Source organism: Corynebacterium sp. ACRPQ, from assembly GCF_022347225.1.
Lineage (GTDB): Bacteria > Actinomycetota > Actinomycetes > Mycobacteriales > Mycobacteriaceae > Corynebacterium > Corynebacterium tuberculostearicum_D.
Window position 1 is genome coordinate 42,330 of the sequence record NZ_JAKRNF010000016.1, and the last position, 15,597, is coordinate 57,926.

A 15,597-nucleotide genomic window follows, 5' to 3' on the forward strand; every position below is an offset into this window, starting at 1 on the left:
GATTTCCACGGTCACGGCGCTGACCTGCACCGAATGCATGTTCACTCAGCGCCACCCCCACGCGGGTTCCCAATCCCACATTTGTGACATACAAATCACCGATAACGTCAGCCACTTCTACACCACCAAGCGCTTAGGGCGGCTACACTCGGCAGCACATCATGACTACTTCCCGCGAGCCCCGTCATCCCCGCCGCGCAGCCACTACCCGCGCTGGCGGCGACCCCGCACGCACCGCGGCGTTTTTTGATCTGGATAAGACCATCATCGCCACCTCCTCGGCCTATGCGTTTGGCCGTGAGTTCCTCCACAACGGGCTCATCTCGCCGGCCGAAGCGCTGCAGCTCTCACTTGCTAAGGCCAGCTATATGTTTTCCGGCCTGACCAGCGAAGGCATGGATTCCACCCGCGACCAACTCACCGCACTGGTCACCGGGTGGTCCGTGGACGAGGTGCGCGCCATCGCCCGCGACACCATGCATCACGTGGTCACACCCTCCATTTATGCCGAGGCCCGCGAACTCATCCGCGCCCACCGCGCCGCTGGCCACCACGTGGTCATCGTCTCTGCCTCCGCGGCCGTACTGGTGGACATCATCGCAGAGGAACTCGGCGTCGAGCACGTCATCGCCACCGAATTGGCAGAAGAAAACGGCCGTTTTACCGGGGAGGTGCTCTTTTACTGCAAGGGCCCTAATAAGGCAGAGGCCCTGGAGCGGACCGCAGCGGCAGAAAACCTCGACCTTAATGCCAGCTACGCCTACTCGGATTCCGCTACCGATATCCCGATGCTGGAAAAGGTAGGCCACCCCGTCGCCGTCAACCCAGACAAGCAACTAAAGCGCCACGCTCTCACCCACCAATGGGAGATCCGCTCCTTTAAGGACCCAGAGCCGCTCCTGCCTGCACCGACCGCCAAAGAAATTGGAATCGGCGCCTCCGTTCTGGCGGGTACCGCGGCAGTTATCGGCGCTGGCCTGTGGCTCGCCCAGCACCCGGGCCGCCCCGGCCCGCCCAAGCGGGGCCCACGGCGCGCCTCCTAGGCCGCGCGGGCAATCGCGTCGGCTTCTTTGCCGCCGGCGGTCCAGGCGGCGAGGTGGGTTAAGAGGGCGTCGGCAAGCGCGGTGCGGTAATTGCCCACCGCGGCGGCATACTCGGCGCGGTGGCGGGTGTAGTAGACCTCGGGCACGGCGAAACCGCGCGGGTCAAAGCCCGTATGCACCGCGGCTAGGCGGGAGGCAACGCGGGCGACGAGGCCACTGCGAGGGCCGAAGAACTCGCCGGCGGCAATCTCGGCATGGACCACGCTCGGCAGCAAGAGATCGAAGGCAGGGCCGCCACCCTGCGCGATGAGCCGGCCCAGCCCTTGCAAGCGCGCACTCTCGCCGGCCGGAATGCCGGTACCGCCGGCCGCGACGTCAATGCGCGCCAGTACCTGCAGCGGTGCCCTAGCAAAGGAGCGCACCGTGGCTTCTAAGAGTTCCGGGGCGGCCACGGAATAGGCGCTGACTGCGCTGGCCAGCGGCCCTTCTTCCATATCTTCTGGTCCCGGATGTGGGGGGATGGCGTGGCCGTCCAGCGCCACGCTGGCACGGGCGCCGCGCATAAGGGACTCCGCAGAGATAACCTCAAACTTGCGCAATCCTGCAGGTCGGCGGTGTGCACGAGCAATGGCAGCGGCGGCCTTTTCTGCACTTTCTTTCACCCCCGGCAGGCGAAACAGCGGGGATAACGCGTCATTTTCTGACATATCCATTAGGATAGCCGTGGAAGTCCCTAAGTATGCGTGGCACCATGGGATAATAGTGATTCCATTATTATTGGGGACATTACAAGGTTTAGATAAACGCGAGGAGAATTAATCGTGAGCAACGACGGACTTTTTACCGACGGTACTGATCAATTTGCACCGAAGGTGAACTCGATCCCTTTGAGTGACGTGGATACGTCCTCGTCCGAGACCTCGGTAGGCCAGCTGGTCTCCAACGCCACCGAGCAGATGTCCCAGCTCGTACGCTCCGAGGTGGAGCTAGCCAAGACCGAGCTGGCAGAGTCTGCTAAGAAGGGCGGCATCGGTGCAGGCCTCTTCGGCGGCGCAGGCACCATCGCACTGTATAGCTCCTTCTTCTTTTTCTTCTTCCTGGCTGAGCTCCTCGCCATCTGGCTGGACCGCTGGGCAGCGTTCCTGATCGTCTTCCTGATCATGATCGTCCTCGCCGGCATCCTGGCCTTCGTTGGTCTGAAAAATGTCAAGCAGGTCAAGGCCCCGCAAAAGACCATTGACTCCACCAAGGAGCTCAAGAACCTGGTTCCGGGCAAGGCGCAGAAGTCCCTGGACCGTAAGAACACCCACGGCCTCTACACCTAAACCGGCAGGCGCCACGCGTACGTGCACCCCTCTATCCGCCCTAGCTAGCCTGGGGCGGATTTTGTGTACTTCCTCCCCCTTTTCTCTACCGTTTCTGCCCCAACTATAGAAAGGCGGCACCATGGCCTTCGCACCCCTGCCTCCCTCAACGGTGGAGCTGGATGGACCTTATGCGCATGAGTTCGTCCACACCCGCGGCATCCGCCTCCACGTCGCCACGGCAGGCGATAGCACGCAGCCACTCGTGGTGCTCATCCACGGCGCTTTTGGCGGGTGGTTCGATTATCAGGACGTCATAGCGCCGCTTGCCCAACGCGGCTTCCACGTCGCGGCCGTGGATATGCGAGGCTTTGGTATGTCCGATAAGCCGCCCATTGATGCGGGGCAGGATATCCGCACCTTGGTGGGCGATATTAGCGGGCTCATTCAGGCCTTGGGCCATGACGATGCCTTTGTGGTGGGCGCCGATACGGGTGGCGCGGTGGCATGGTGTTTGGCCGCAGAACGCCCTGAGCGGGTGCGCGGCCTGGCCTCCATTTCCGCCGCCCACCCGGTAGATCTGCGCCGCGCGATTGCCGCCCGGCCGTGGGATTTTGGCTGGATTAACCTGCGCTCGCTGCTGTGCCGCCTGCCGCGCGTTACCCGCGCCCAGAACCTACTGCTTAGCCCGCGCGCCTACCGCAAAGAGCTGGAGCTGGATACGGGGCCTTTGCTTGCCGACGCCACCCTAGACCGCATCCTCGATCTCCGCCTGCGCGCCTCCCGCATCGGCAGCGTCCGCCGTGGAATCCTGTGGAACCACCGCATGCGCACCGCCGTGGTTCCCTTGACCTGGGTGGAACTGGCAGTAGAGCGTCCCGTACTTTTCATCCACGCCCAGCAGCGACTGTGGAACCCCGTGGTCCGCCGCGCCGCCCTGCGCGCCCGCCGCGGATTTACCGCCACGACCGTCCCCGGCGCGAAGAACCTTCCGCACCTGGAAGTACCAGCGGATTTCGTTGCCAGGTTGGCGGCGTGGCTACAAGAACATAGCTAGTGCGCCACGCACTCGCCGGTATCTACCGGGTGGGTAAGCCGCGTGATCTCCCCGATCTGGGCGTTGACCTCATCGGCGGTTAAGGCATAGCCCGTCTCGGAATCATCCACCGAGGCGCCGAAGACCACGCCGAGGACCTCGCCGGCCGTGTTGACCAGCGGCCCGCCGGAATTTCCCTGTTGGATCTTGCCGCGCACGGTGTAGGAATCGCGTTCCACGCGACCATGCGAGTAGATATCCGGGCCGGAAATGGTGATGCGATCGCGCACGCGCGCCATCTCGGCGTCGAAAGGCCCGGAGTGCGGGAAGCCCATAACCATGGCATCATCGCCCGTCTGGGCCGGGGCCTGGGCCCATGGCAGTGGATCGATGCCCAGGTCGCGCGAGTGCAGCACCGCCACATCCACATCCGGGTTGTAGTAGACCACGGTCGCGTCCTTGAGGCCCACCTTGGTATCCAAGCGCACGGTCTGCGTGCCGGCCACTACGTGAGCATTGGTGATCACGTAGTCATCGGCCGCCACGAAGCCGGAACCCATGAGGCGGCGGGAGCACTCTTCGGCGTCGCCAAGCACGTGAATGATAGACGGCCGCATGCGCCGCACCATCTCCGGATCCTGCACGTCTGGGTCCGGCTCTTCTACTTCCTCGGTGCTAATCGAGTTTTGCCACGGCGAGACTAGCGGCGGCAGGCCGGACTCGTTGAGCATCGCCGCCACCCCATTGGGCAGCGACGCTACCTGCGCCGGTGCGGCCGAGTTGAGCTTGCCCAAGATGCGGGAATCGCGCAGGCCCTGGCCGGCCACCCCACCTAAGTTGGTGGCCACGGGGATAGAAATGAGCCAAATAACCACCAAGGCGGCAAAGGCTTGAAAAACCGCACCCACGGCGGAATCAAGACGCTGCGTCTTGCGCGCCTTCATGCGATCGCGCACGCTGCCACCCAACGAGGATCCGATAAGCTGCCCGACGCCCACAAAAAGCACCAGGATTCCCACTAACAGCAGCAAGCGCAGCGAGGGCTGATCCACCAAGCGCAGGGCGGCCGGGGCCACGGCAATGCCTAGCACTACCCCAGCGCCCACACCAATGGAGGCCAATACCGCCGCGAGGGCGCCATTGCGCCACCCACTCAGGAGCGCAATGAGGACGGCGACCACAATCAGGCCGTCAACGATGAGCGCAGGAGTCATGGCTATGGGTTCTTTCTATCTGGGGTTTAAGACGTATGCGTACCGCGGCACCAGCGGTTAGGACATCTTCTCATTATTGCGGGAGTTTGTGAGGGAGTCACGCAGGTCCATGACTGAATTGTTATCCCATGGAACGCTCCACCCAGCGTGCTGCAATAGTGCCGAGAGCACGCCGGCGGTAAAACCCCAAATGACGTAACCATTGGCGTGAAATGCTGGTCCTTGCCACTTTCTAAAGCCCACCATGAAGCGGTTGCGCGGATCGGCCAACTCCCGGATAGGCACGAGAAACACGTCATCGGTTTCATCGGGGCTGGCGGGATAGACCTCCCCCGGCTGGGTCCAATGCGCCAAAATGGGGCTCACCGGATTGCCGGTGGCGCGGATATGCAGCTGCTCCCACTGCTCCAGCGGGGTCACGGAGTTGCGCTGCAGGTCCGTTTCCTCCCAGGCTTCCCGCAGCGCGGTATCCACCAGGGAGGTATCGGCGGGATCTCGGCGGCCCCCGGGAAAGGCAATCTGGCCCGAGTGCGAGCGCATGGACGGCGATCGATGGGTGAGCAAGATGCTGGCCTCCTCCGCGCTCTCACCGCTCAGCAGCATGAGCACGGCCGCTTCCCGCTTGACCGGCACCTGCACATTGGTGCCATTGAGGGACGAAGCCTGGCGGTTGCCAATGAGCTCTTGCACCTGGCTGGGGTCTACCCCCAGCGCCGGCTTGAGCCATTCTGGCGTGCGCTCGGGAAGGAGTTGGCTCATGCCGCAATCGCCTCCTCCACGGCCTTTTCAATCTCCGCTACGGAGCTAAACGGCTGCGCAAATTGCTTGCGCACCTCACCGTCCTTGAGCACCACCGTCACCGGCACCACGCCCGGCAGGCCCAGCTCACCGGCGAACTTATTATCCGAATCCTGGAAGCTCGGCAGCTCCACGCCCAGGTCATTCAAGAAGGCCGCACCATTTCCCGCGTTCTTATCCGCGTGCACGCCTACGACCTGCCAGTCCGGGTGCGCTTCCGCCACATCCTGCAGATAGGGAAGCTCCGCGCGGCACGGCTCGCACCACCACGCCCACACGTTAACCACGGATACGCCCTCATCGGCCGGCTTTCCGGCGGCCGCACCGCCTAGGCACTCCAGCTCTACCCCAGCCACAGTGCCGGCCGGGCAGTCTGGGCGCTGCGGGACTTCTTGCGGGGAAGCCTCGCTTGGCGACGCCTCCTCGGATCCGTCCCCACCCCGCAACTGCGAGACCCCAGCTACCGCAATGACGGTGATGAGGATCGCGGCAATCACCGTGCCAAGGACGTAGTTCTTCATACCGTTAGCCTAGCGCCCACGAGCGGCTGGACACATATCCCGCAGAACACATGCTTCGCACTCCGGCGTGCGCGCATGGCAGACCTGACGCCCGTGGAAGATGACGCGGTGCGAAAACATCGTCCACTCTTCCTCCGACACGAGCTTAGCGATGTCCCGCTCAATCTTGACCGGGGTCTTCTCCCCCGTCAGCCCGAGCCGCTGCATGAGGCGGCTAAAGTGCGTATCCACGGTCAGCCCAGGAATCCCGAAGGCATTTCCGAGCACCACCAGTGCGGTCTTGCGACCAACACCGGGCAAGCTGGTCAGTTCCTTGACCGTGCGCGGGACCTCGCCTTGAAAATCTGCCACCAGCTTCTCCCCGATGCCCAAAAGGTGACCCGCCTTGGCGCGCTGAAAGCCCAACGGCCGCAGGATGCTCTCCAAGTCCGAACGCTGCGCAGCCGCATAATCTGCCGCCTCGGGGTAGCGGGCAAAGAGTTCAGGGGTCACCGAATTCACGCGTTCATCCGTGCATTGTGCGGAAAGAACGGTGGCAATGAGCAGCTGCAGCGGGGAGTCATAATCCAAGGCACACCGTGCATCCGGATATTCCTGCGCCAAACGCCGATTTACTTCCGGTGCGCGTAGCTCCGGCGCGCTGGCCGCTGACAGTGCTGAATTCATGGGGTTTAGCTTAGTAGACTAGGAAAACATGATTTCACTCGTGATTCTGGTACCACTTGCCATCGCCCTTTTCGCCCTCCTGATGGAAAAGCTCGAGGCAGTCGTTTTTGCTGACTAGGCCGCAAAACTGCTGGCCTGAACCGTGCACTAGCACGAGTAGAGTTTCTATAGTGTGACAAAATTTCTGTGAAGTACCAAAAGTGACCAATTACACTGTAAGATGAAACGCGTTACACAGTGACCCCGCTTGTTCCGCATTGTCGAGTGCATGAAAGACCGCACCCAGATGTGGCACAGGCTCATCTATGGACTTTCGTAGTCGACATCCAAGGAGTAAAACGTGGAAGGCGTACAGGACATCCTCTCCCGCGCCGGAATCTTCCAAGGCGTTGATCCCGTTGCAGTGCAGCACCTTATCGAGCAGATGGAGACCGTGCGCTACCCGCGCGGAACCACCATCTTCGACGAAGGCGAGCCCGGTGACCGCTTGTACATCATCACCTCGGGCAAGATTAAGCTCGCCCGCCACGCCCCGGACGGCCGCGAAAACCTGCTGACGGTCATGGGCCCATCCGATATGTTTGGCGAGCTGTCCATCTTCGATCCGGGCCCGCGCACCTCCTCCGCAGTGTGTGTGACCGAGGTTCAGGCCGCCACCATGAACTCCGAGCTGCTCAAGAAGTGGGTTGGTGACCACCCCGAAATCGCCCAGCAGCTGCTGCGCGTGCTGGCTCGCCGCCTGCGCCGCACCAACGCCAACTTGGCTGACCTCATCTTCACCGACGTTCCGGGCCGCGTGGCAAAGACCTTGCTGCAGCTGGCTAACCGTTTCGGTGTTCAGGAAGGCAGCGCCCTGCGCGTGAACCACGACCTCACCCAGGAAGAGATTGCCCAGCTGGTGGGCGCTTCCCGTGAGACCGTCAACAAGGCGCTGGCCACCTTCGCGCACCGCGGTTGGATCCGCCTCGAAGGCAAGTCCGTGCTCATCGTCGATACCGAGCACCTCGCCCGCCGCGCTCGCTAAGACCGCGCCAGTTCGCTACCCCGCTCCGGCGGGGTTTCGCTGGTTTTACCCCCTTTTAACCAGTTCCGCACCGCACTTGTGGCCACGGTACGCTCCACTCCGCACCGCCTGCGGGCCCCACCGCGGCCATACGTCGGCCCTGCGCTCCTCCTGCCTCAGCCCACAAACACAGTTAAGCCCCTCTCCCCACCAAAGAGGAAGAGGGGCGAACGGAGACAGGCTTATTTAGCCTCGCCGTCCAAGTACTTCAGCGCGGTGCGCGTGGACTGCTCCGCAGCGTGGCGCAGCACCGGGTCCACGTCGTCATACATCTCGTTGACCAGGGTATTCAAATCCACATCATCGCCTAGGCGGGAGCGGATCTCCTTAATCTGGTCAAGGCGGTAGTGGCGGCGGTCAATGTACTTGCGGGCCACCTGCGAGGTGTCATCCAAGTCCGGACCGTGTCCTGGGAACAGCGCAATATCCTTGCCGCGCTCTTCCAAGGTGTCGAGGGTCTGCAGGTAATCAGCCAAGTTACCGTCCGTCTCCGAAAGCAGAACGGTGTGGCGGCCGGCGATGGTGTCACCGGAGATAATGCCTTCGAGGCGGGAATTTCCTACCTCACCGCTCCACACAAAAAAGCAGGTGGAATCCGCGGTATGGCCTGGGGTGTGCACGACCTCGAGACTTGGGGTGATGCCATCGAGGGAGATGTGCTCGCCGTCCTGAAGGGCCTCGGCACCATTGCAGTAGCTCGGATCGAAGGCGCGGATGGGGGCGCCGGTCATCTGCCGCAAGCGTTGTGCGCCCGAAGCGTGGTCATCGTGGCGGTGGGTAATCAAAATCAAAGCCACCTCACCTGCGTTGCGGTGCACAACGTTGAGATGGCCTTCATCCTCGGGACCGGGATCCACGACAATCGCCCGAGAGTCTTCGGCGGCGCGAATAATCCAGGTATTCGTGCCCTCAAGGGCGGTGTAGCTGGGGTTATCACAAAGGACTACGCCAACGGATTGGCTGACGGGACGCAATTGACTATATGCGGGGTGCTCCATAGTTACTAGCCTATCCGATCAAGCAGCAATTTCTACGATTAGTTCGATCTCTACCGGGGCGTTTTTAGGCAACGCAGCTACGCCCACGGCAGAGCGAGCATGCTTTCCAGCATCCCCAAAGACCTCACCGATGAAATCGGAGGCACCATTGATAACTACCGGTTGGTCGGCATAGGCCGGATCGGAGGCCACAAACCCCACGATTTTTACCACGCGGGAGACATTGTCCAGACCAACTTCGGCATCGATAGCAGCGAGCGCATTGAGCGCCGCGATGCGTGCCTGTTCCTGGGCCTGTTCCGTGGTGACTTCGGCGCCAACCTTGCCGGTTAGCGGCAAGGCGCCCTCCACGAGGGGAAGCTGGCCAGAAGTCCAGACCTGATCACCCACGCGTACGGCCGGCACATAGGACGCTAGCGGCTTGGCGACGCCCGGTAGCTCATACCCCAGCTCCCGCAAGCGAGCATGAAAGCCCATTTACTCTGCCACCTCGCGCTTGAAGTAGGCCACGACGTTTTCCGGGTTAGGACCCGGGGTGACGGTGACCAGTTCCCAGCCATCTTCACCCCAAGAATCGAGGATCTGCTTGGTGGCGTGGGTAAGGACAGGTGCGGTTGCGTATTCCCATTTAGTCATGGGGCCCATTCTAACTATTAAATACGCCCCACGCCGTCTAAATTCTTAAATCCCGACGAGCTCGCCACCCTGAGCCAAGTAGTGGGCCCAATCCGTGATGTGGGGGTTCTTGCGCAGCAGAGCTCGGCGCTGGCGCTCGGTCAGCCCGCCCCACACACCGAACTCGACGCGATTATCCAGGGCGTCAGCGCGGCATTCGGTCAGTACCGGGCAGTGGCGGCAAATGACGGCCGCCTTGCGCTGTTCCGCACCGCGAACGAAGAGGGCATCTGGGTCGCCCTTGCGGCATTTGGCCTGGGTGACCCACTCACCACGCTCGGGATTTCGGGCTGTATTAGACATTCCAGCAGTCTTCACACGAACGGTCATGGGTGAGTGTGCTCCTTCCCAGACGGAATACTATGTAACGCATCTAAGTCTATTCATCCAGGTAGAAGATTGTCTAACACGTCACACTTTAGGGGGTGCGAGTGATCTTCCACCTACCAAGGGCGACCACGTAGGGTATGGGACGTGACTGTCATCAAATCTTTGGCCAAGATAGCCCTGTCTACGGTCTTGGTAGGCGCGCTCATCGCCCTGGCTCTTGCCCCCTTCGCGGGCATTTCCGGTGTGGCGATTGCCCGCACTAACGAAACCATGCAATCTGACCTGCAAGATCTGACTGCCGGCAATATCCCAGGCGTCACCACGATCAAAGACGCCAAGGGCAAGGACATGGCTTATGTTTTCAGCCAGCGCCGCCACCCGGTGGAGAGCAAGAAGATTTCTAAGGCCATGAAAAACGCCATCGTCTCCATTGAGGACGAGCGCTTTTATGATCACGAAGGCGTGGACTTCCAGGGAAACTTCCGCGCACTGTGGACCAACCTAACCTCGGGCGGCGTCTCCCAGGGCGCTTCCACCATCGATCAGCAGTACGTCAAGAACTACCTGTTGCTGGTCTCTGCCACCACCGATGAAGAGCGCGCCGCGGCCACCGAGCAATCCGTGGCCCGCAAGCTGCGCGAGATGCGCATGGCCACCAAGATGGATGCGGAATTGGATAAGGATGACATCCTCACCAACTACCTCAACCTGGTATCTTTTGGTAACCATGCCTATGGCGTCGAGGCGGCGGCCCGCACTTACTTCGGCACGCACGCTTCTGACCTCACGGTGCCGCAGGCAGCGATGCTGGCTGGCATGGTCCAATCCTCTGAGCGCCTCAATCCCTATACCAACGCCGAGGAAGTAACCGAGCGGCGCAACCTAGTCCTGCAATCCATGGCGGATAACGGCCATATCAAGCAACAGGAAGCGGATAAATATAAGGGGGAGAAGCTGGGCGTCGGCAAGAAGCCCAAAACGCTGGCCAATGGCTGCATCGGCGCCGGCGACCGCGGTTTCTTCTGTGATTATGTACTGAAATACCTGGATAAGAAGGGCATTAGCGAGGAGCAGCTAGCGCGCGGCGGCTACACCATCAAAACCACGCTGGACCCAACGGTGCAGGATAAGGCCCTCGAGTCCGTCCAAAACCATACCAACCCGGATGCCCAAGGCGTGGCTGAAGTCATGAACGTCATCAAGCCCGGCAGGTCGGACCGCAAGGTGCTAGCCATGGTCTCCTCGCGCGATTACGGCCTGGACCTGGATAAAAATGAGACCATCCTGCCGCAGCCCTACTCCTTGGTGGGCAACGGTGCAGGTTCCGTCTTCAAGGTCTTTACCGCCGCGGCCGCGCTCGAAGCGGGCTATGGCATCAAAAACACCGTGGATGTGCCGACCCGCTACGAAGCGGAGGGCCTAGGCCATGGTGGCGCCGCCGGCTGCCCAGCGGACCGCTACTGCGTGGAAAACGCTGGTGCCTATAAGGCCACGATGACGCTACAGGAAGCGCTGGCGCACTCCCCCAATACGCCGTTTATCAAGCTCACGGAGCAGGTAGGCGTGGCACCCATCGTCGATATGGCCGTGCGTTTGGGCCTGCGCTCCTACGATGACAAGGGCAGCTTTGATAAAGACACCTCGATTGCCCAGCACACCAAGGAGGCCAACTCCGGCTCCTTCACCTTGGGCCCGGACCAGGTCAACCCGCTGGAGCTTTCCAATGTCGGCGCCACACTGGCCGCGGATGGCAAGTGGTGCGAGCCCAACCCCATCTCCCAAGTCACGGATAAGGAAGGCAACGAGGTCTATCTCAAGGAAACCCCGTGTGAGCAGGCCGTTGATAAGGACGTAGCCCGCGCGATGAGCAACGCCCTGTCCGAGGACGCCAAGCAAGGCACGGCCAAGAATGCCGCCCAGGCGGCCGGTTACTCCAGCCCTATCGCGGCCAAGACCGGTACCACCGAGTCCAACCAGTCCTCCGCATTTTTGGGATTCAACGAGGGCATTTCCGCCGCGCCGTATATCTATAACGATGGCACCTCCACCGTCCCGCTGTGTACCGGCCCGGTGCGCCAGTGCGCGGGTTGGGGCAACCTCTACGGCGGCTTGGAGCCGGCGCAGACCTTCTTCAGCATGGCTACGCAGCTGCCGATAGCTACCAAGGCCGGCCTGCCAAACTACAACAAGAAGTACGACAACGGCACCACGGCCGATAAGACCCTTGATAGCCTGCGCGGCAAGTCCGAGGCCGAGGCCCGCCAGACCTTGGAGTCCAAGGGCTACGTGGTCAAGACCTCCCGGGTTATCGGCGGCAATGTTCCTTATGGCCGCGTGGTTCGCGCGATTACCGGCAAGGATGGCAAGAAGAAGGGCGCGGAGATTACGCTGCAGCTTTCCGACGGCGCCGGGGCATCCCAATCCCCCTCCTCCGGCGTGGCCGACGCCAACTCCACCGGCGCACAAAATAGCACCGGCGGCGGTAATGCCGACGGTGCTACGAGCCCGGGCCGCTCGACTGGCGACACAGGCGGCGGAACGGGCAACGACGGTGGCGGTACCGATACCGGCGGCGGGTTCTCGCCGGAAGACTTTGGCATCCGCCAAGAGGACATCGATAGCTTTGCTAACGATGTCCGCAGCCTCCTTGGCCGCTAAGCCTCGCCCGTTGCGGTCTCGTCCGCTTTAGCTCAGCTGGGACTTGACCTCAGCGGACAGGCGCTTGCCATCTGCCTGGCCGGCGGCCTTGGCATTGGCCACCTTCATTACTGCACCCATCTGCTTCATGGTGGGTGCTTCGCCGTTTTCGGCCTCTACCTCCGCGATAGAGTCCTTCACTAGGGCCTTAAGCTCGGACTCGTCCAGCTGGCGGGGTTGGTAGGCCTCGAAGAAGGGGACGTCGGCAAGCTCGGCTTCCGCCAGCTCCGGACGGCCGTTTTCCTCATAGACCTCGGCGGACTCGCGGCGCTTTTTAATCTCGCGCGCAATCACCTTGAGGATATCGGCGTCCTCCAGCTCATGCCGGGAGCCATTGGTCTCCTCGGCCTGGATGGCGGCCAGCAAGGCGCGGATGGCGCTGGTGCGCTGCTTCTCCTTGGCCTTCATTGCGGTTTTCAGATCTGCACGGATGGTTTGCTTTAGCTCGCTCATGCCTATCAATGTACGCCAGGTAGTGTGGTAGCCGTGAAACTTTTACGTATTCTTGGCGGCCTCACCGCTGCCGGCCTGGGCGCCGCGGCATGGGGCTATAGCGAACTGACCAAATTCGAGCTCAAGGAATATACGCTCCCCCTCCTGCCCAAGGGCACGCTGCGCGGTAAGTCGGAATTTCGGCTGCTGCATCTGTCCGATCTGCATATGATCCCCGGCCAGGAGACCAAGATTGCCTGGGTTTCTGCCCTCGACGCCCTAGAGCCGGACCTCGTGGTCAACACTGGCGATAATCTCTCCGACCAGCAGGCCGTTCCCGATACGTTGCGCGCTCTCGGTCCTTTGCTGGCTCGCCCCGGCCTCTTCGTCTTCGGCACCAATGATTACTGGGCACCGCAGCCGGTCAATCCCTTCAAGTACCTGCTGGGCAAAAAGCGCGAGCCCTCCTATGTGGACTTGCCGTGGCGCGGTATGCGCGCCGCCTTCTTGGAGCACGGCTGGCGCGATGCCAACCAGGCCCGCCATGAATTCAAGGTGGGCAATGTCCGCCTTGCCGTCGCCGGCGTGGACGATCCCCACCATGATCTAGATGACTACTCCGAAATCGCCGGCCCGCCCAACGAGGACGCCGACTTGTCCCTGGCGCTCCTCCATGCCCCCGAGCCCCGCGTGCTGGAAAAGTTCGCGGCCGACGGCTACCAACTCTCGCTGTCTGGACACACTCACGGCGGCCAAATCTGCCTGCCCGGCTCCCGCGCACTGGTAACCAATTGCGGCATCGACCGCGACCGCGTGCAGGGCCTCCACGACTTCGGCCCGATGAAGATGCATGTTTCCAATGGTCTGGGCACCTCCAAATTCGCCCCGGTACGCCTTTTCTGCCGCCCTTCCGCCACTCTGCTGAAAATCACCGAGGTGGACTAAACCCGGCCACCTGCCGTTTTGTTGATTGCGCTCAGCTTGCGTTAAAGTATCCAGGTACCGCTTTTCAAGGCGGAACGCCGGGATATGGCGCAGGTTGGTAGCGCGCTTCGTTCGGGACGAAGAGGTCGCAGGTTCAAATCCTGTTATCCCGACCAACAGCCCGCAGCTTTGCTGCGGGCCTTTTTCGTTGTTACGCCAGCATTCCCGTAAATAGCGCCACGGCAACCAAGATGGCGGAGAAAATCCACGCAATTGGGAAAGCCAGCTTGAGGTATTTACCCATCTGACCTTCCGCAAGACCCAGCGCCAGCCAAAGTGCAGGCGAGAAGGGTGAGACGAAGGTACCCACCACATTGCCGATAATGAGCGCGCAGGCTGCACCCATACCGCTGACTCCAAAGCTCTCAACGGTGCCTTGAACAATTGGAAGCACTGAGAAGTAATAAGCATCCGTCGAGGTCAACAAATCAAGTGGCACACCAAAGAATCCCACAATCACGTGCAGGTGTGGTGCGACGCCCTCTGGTAGAACGTTCACTAATGTCAGTGCGATTTCCTCAAGCATCTTGGTTTCATTGAGGACGCCCAAGAACATCGCGGCGGCAAGGATGACGCCTGCCATGGCCAAGGCATTGGGCGCGTGACGCCGCAGGGCCTCCCCTTGCTCCATTGGTCCACTGAAGTTGATTGCCAAAGTGATGGTCGTGGCGATGAGGAAGGCTGGGGCGGGCGGGACTATGCCCGAGAGCAAGGCCACTAAAACGGCAAGTGCAACGACAATGTTGATCACGGTTACCCAGCGCCCTTCGCGGAAGTGGTAGCCCAATTTATGCTGTTCACGTGCCTGTGCAGCAGCGAATTCATCCGCCAACGCATTCACGTCCACTGCAGTACCACCCGCTAGTTCTCCGCTTTCGCGTAGCCCCGCAACGCGGCGCTGTTCCCACCACCCCAAAAGCGCAGCCAAGAGGAATACCAGCACAATCGCCACGCCTTGAATAGGCAGGAGTTGGACCCAGATGGCATTGGGCTGCTGATCGACCACAGCACCGGCGCGGCCCAGCGGGCCGCCCCAAGGAACCATGTTCATGACCGAGGCAGCCATCGCCACAATGGTGATGAGCACGTAGCGCGACATATTCAGCGCACGGTAGAGCGGCAAGAGAGCCGGGATAGTGATAAGGAAAGTGGTAGAACCCGATCCATCAAGGTGCGCTACTACACCAATCGCCGCAGTGCCCAGCGTTACGGCCATGATCCTTCCCCGGGTGGCCCTGATGAGCGTACGAATGACTGGAGTAAATAGGCCAACGTCTTGCAAAATGCCGAAGAAGATAATGGCGAAGATAAACATCACCACGACGTTGATAACGGAATTTAAGCCCTCGCTGAAAAAGTCAGATATTTCACCTAGACCAAATCCACATATTAAGGCGCCAACTACGGGTACCAGGGTCATGGGGATAATGGGATTTACTCGGCCGCGGATCAAAATTCCCACCGTCACGAAAATGATGATGAGGCCCATGGCCGTGAGCCCGAGCGAGGTCTGCATAGTGCTCCTTAATAAGTCGACAACTCACCATGTCCTACGCTACGAAAGTAGGCGAGTGTGACTCAGATTAAACCCCAGCTATCGACAACGCTACTACTACCCCCGAAGCCCACACCGGTTTAAATTGAATTTCCTATAGATAATCGTCACCACGAAGCACTTCGCACGGCTTGAGAAAGTCCCCACCCTCAGCAAAAGCAGGCCTAAACGACAGGATGTGTTGGTGAGGTTGTACGGCTAGCTGGTCTGGCGTGCTGTTATTAGTACTATTTCACTTATCCAAAGGGATATTCCAGCTTCGACCATGAAATACCGCCAAA

Annotated in this window: 17 protein-coding genes and 1 tRNA gene; 7 read left to right on the forward strand and 11 right to left on the reverse strand. The window is 61.0% G+C overall.

All coding sequences use genetic code 11. The features are described from left to right. Positions 1-161 precede the first annotated feature (161 nt). Positions 162-1,043 (forward strand): HAD family phosphatase, encoded by an 882-nt coding sequence (locus tag MHY24_RS09685; RefSeq protein ID WP_239230267.1) that lies wholly within the window; start codon positions 162-164, stop codon positions 1,041-1,043. Here the strand turns inward: MHY24_RS09685 and MHY24_RS09690 are convergent. Next, on the reverse strand, positions 1,040-1,756 hold the full coding sequence (locus tag MHY24_RS09690) for an oxidoreductase (protein WP_204610428.1): 717 nt from the start codon (positions 1,754-1,756) through the stop codon (positions 1,040-1,042). The genes MHY24_RS09685 and MHY24_RS09690 overlap by 4 nt on opposite strands. A 105-nt stretch (positions 1,757-1,861) precedes the next feature. On the opposite strand from MHY24_RS09690, the gene MHY24_RS09695 reads away from it, so the two are divergent. After that, on the forward strand, positions 1,862-2,368 hold the full coding sequence (locus MHY24_RS09695; protein ID WP_204611380.1) for a phage holin family protein: 507 nt from the start codon (positions 1,862-1,864) through the stop codon (positions 2,366-2,368). A 121-nt stretch (positions 2,369-2,489) separates the two neighbouring features. Then, the gene (locus MHY24_RS09700; RefSeq protein ID WP_239230269.1) at positions 2,490-3,404 is read left to right on the forward strand and encodes an alpha/beta fold hydrolase; all 915 of its coding nucleotides are present in this window, start codon (positions 2,490-2,492) and stop codon (positions 3,402-3,404) included. On the opposite strand, the gene MHY24_RS09705 is transcribed toward MHY24_RS09700, so the two are convergent. Genes MHY24_RS09705 through nth form a run of 4 tightly spaced genes read right to left on the reverse strand, consistent with a single transcriptional unit; the run spans position 3,401 to position 6,582 of the window. Continuing rightward, positions 3,401-4,597: a MarP family serine protease gene (locus MHY24_RS09705; protein ID WP_204610430.1), complete on the reverse strand. Its 1,197-nt coding sequence runs from the start codon at positions 4,595-4,597 to the stop codon at positions 3,401-3,403. The genes MHY24_RS09700 and MHY24_RS09705 overlap by 4 nt on opposite strands. Before the next feature lie 57 nt (positions 4,598-4,654). After that, positions 4,655-5,356, reverse strand: coding sequence for a CoA pyrophosphatase (locus MHY24_RS09710; protein WP_239230270.1), 702 nt, complete (start codon positions 5,354-5,356; stop codon positions 4,655-4,657). Next, positions 5,353-5,916 carry a TlpA disulfide reductase family protein gene (locus MHY24_RS09715; RefSeq protein WP_204610432.1) on the reverse strand — a complete coding sequence of 188 codons (564 nt, stop codon included), beginning with the start codon at positions 5,914-5,916 and terminating at the stop codon, positions 5,353-5,355. Before MHY24_RS09715 ends, MHY24_RS09710 begins: the two co-directional genes overlap by 4 nt. A gap of 9 nt (positions 5,917-5,925) precedes the next feature. Further along, positions 5,926-6,582 (reverse strand): endonuclease III, encoded by a 657-nt coding sequence (gene nth / locus MHY24_RS09720; RefSeq protein WP_239230271.1) that lies wholly within the window; start codon positions 6,580-6,582, stop codon positions 5,926-5,928. Positions 6,583-6,922: 340 nt separating this feature from the next. On the opposite strand from nth, the gene glxR reads away from it, so the two are divergent. Further along, positions 6,923-7,606, forward strand: a complete 684-nt coding sequence (glxR, locus tag MHY24_RS09725) for a CRP-like cAMP-activated global transcriptional regulator GlxR (protein ID WP_005323128.1) — start codon at positions 6,923-6,925, stop codon at positions 7,604-7,606. Between the two features lie 221 nt (positions 7,607-7,827). Here the strand turns inward: glxR and MHY24_RS09730 are convergent, their stop codons facing one another. From MHY24_RS09730 to MHY24_RS09745, 4 genes are read right to left on the reverse strand one after another with little or no spacing between them, the layout of a single operon-like run. After that, entirely contained in the window at positions 7,828-8,643 is an 816-nt protein-coding gene (locus MHY24_RS09730; RefSeq protein WP_204610435.1) for an MBL fold metallo-hydrolase, read from the reverse strand. An 18-nt stretch (positions 8,644-8,661) separates the two neighbouring features. Beyond that, on the reverse strand, positions 8,662-9,120 hold the full coding sequence (locus tag MHY24_RS09735) for a RidA family protein (RefSeq protein ID WP_198492395.1): 459 nt from the start codon (positions 9,118-9,120) through the stop codon (positions 8,662-8,664). Continuing rightward, positions 9,121-9,279, reverse strand: coding sequence for a DUF4177 domain-containing protein (locus MHY24_RS09740; RefSeq protein ID WP_005323131.1), 159 nt, complete (start codon positions 9,277-9,279; stop codon positions 9,121-9,123). It abuts the gene before it with no gap. A 45-nt stretch (positions 9,280-9,324) separates the two neighbouring features. Next, entirely contained in the window at positions 9,325-9,648 is a 324-nt protein-coding gene (locus MHY24_RS09745) for a WhiB family transcriptional regulator (RefSeq protein ID WP_005323132.1), read from the reverse strand. Positions 9,649-9,792: 144 nt separating this feature from the next. Between MHY24_RS09745 and MHY24_RS09750 the strand changes: the two genes are divergently transcribed. After that, entirely contained in the window at positions 9,793-12,306 is a 2,514-nt protein-coding gene (locus tag MHY24_RS09750) for a transglycosylase domain-containing protein (protein WP_239230272.1), read from the forward strand. A gap of 27 nt (positions 12,307-12,333) precedes the next feature. Here MHY24_RS09750 and MHY24_RS09755 read toward each other — a convergent pair whose 3' ends face one another. Further along, on the reverse strand, positions 12,334-12,798 hold the full coding sequence (locus tag MHY24_RS09755) for a GatB/YqeY domain-containing protein (RefSeq protein ID WP_204610441.1): 465 nt from the start codon (positions 12,796-12,798) through the stop codon (positions 12,334-12,336). Positions 12,799-12,831: 33 nt separating this feature from the next. Between MHY24_RS09755 and MHY24_RS09760 the strand changes: the two genes are divergently transcribed. Together MHY24_RS09760 and MHY24_RS09765 are read left to right on the forward strand one after the other, a co-directional pair. After that, positions 12,832-13,722, forward strand: a complete 891-nt coding sequence (locus tag MHY24_RS09760; RefSeq protein WP_204610443.1) for a metallophosphoesterase — start codon at positions 12,832-12,834, stop codon at positions 13,720-13,722. Between the two features lie 78 nt (positions 13,723-13,800). Beyond that, positions 13,801-13,877: transfer RNA gene (locus MHY24_RS09765), tRNA-Pro, on the forward strand. Positions 13,878-13,912: 35 nt separating this feature from the next. Here the strand turns inward: MHY24_RS09765 and MHY24_RS09770 are convergent. Further along, the gene (locus MHY24_RS09770) at positions 13,913-15,277 is read right to left on the reverse strand and encodes a CitMHS family transporter (protein WP_239230274.1); all 1,365 of its coding nucleotides are present in this window, start codon (positions 15,275-15,277) and stop codon (positions 13,913-13,915) included. Positions 15,278-15,597: the final 320 nt, after the last annotated feature.

Bases quoted from the DNA above. Each gene is read 5' to 3' on its own strand.
- MHY24_RS09685 (WP_239230267.1), top strand. From the start codon at position 162: ATGACTACTTCCCGCGAGCCCCGTCATCCCCGCCGCGCAGCCACTACC.
- MHY24_RS09690 (WP_204610428.1), bottom strand. From the start codon at position 1,756: ATGGATATGTCAGAAAATGACGCGTTATCCCCGCTGTTTCGCCTGCCG.
- MHY24_RS09700 (WP_239230269.1), top strand. From the start codon at position 2,490: ATGGCCTTCGCACCCCTGCCTCCCTCAACGGTGGAGCTGGATGGACCT.
- MHY24_RS09705 (WP_204610430.1), bottom strand. From the start codon at position 4,597: ATGACTCCTGCGCTCATCGTTGACGGCCTGATTGTGGTCGCCGTCCTC.
- MHY24_RS09710 (WP_239230270.1), bottom strand. From the start codon at position 5,356: ATGAGCCAACTCCTTCCCGAGCGCACGCCAGAATGGCTCAAGCCGGCG.
- MHY24_RS09715 (WP_204610432.1), bottom strand. From the start codon at position 5,916: ATGAAGAACTACGTCCTTGGCACGGTGATTGCCGCGATCCTCATCACC.
- nth (WP_239230271.1), bottom strand. From the start codon at position 6,582: ATGAATTCAGCACTGTCAGCGGCCAGCGCGCCGGAGCTACGCGCACCG.
- MHY24_RS09730 (WP_204610435.1), bottom strand. From the start codon at position 8,643: ATGGAGCACCCCGCATATAGTCAATTGCGTCCCGTCAGCCAATCCGTT.
- MHY24_RS09735 (WP_198492395.1), bottom strand. From the start codon at position 9,120: ATGGGCTTTCATGCTCGCTTGCGGGAGCTGGGGTATGAGCTACCGGGC.
- MHY24_RS09740 (WP_005323131.1), bottom strand. From the start codon at position 9,279: ATGACTAAATGGGAATACGCAACCGCACCTGTCCTTACCCACGCCACC.
- MHY24_RS09745 (WP_005323132.1), bottom strand. From the start codon at position 9,648: ATGACCGTTCGTGTGAAGACTGCTGGAATGTCTAATACAGCCCGAAAT.
- MHY24_RS09755 (WP_204610441.1), bottom strand. From the start codon at position 12,798: ATGAGCGAGCTAAAGCAAACCATCCGTGCAGATCTGAAAACCGCAATG.
- MHY24_RS09770 (WP_239230274.1), bottom strand. From the start codon at position 15,277: ATGCAGACCTCGCTCGGGCTCACGGCCATGGGCCTCATCATCATTTTC.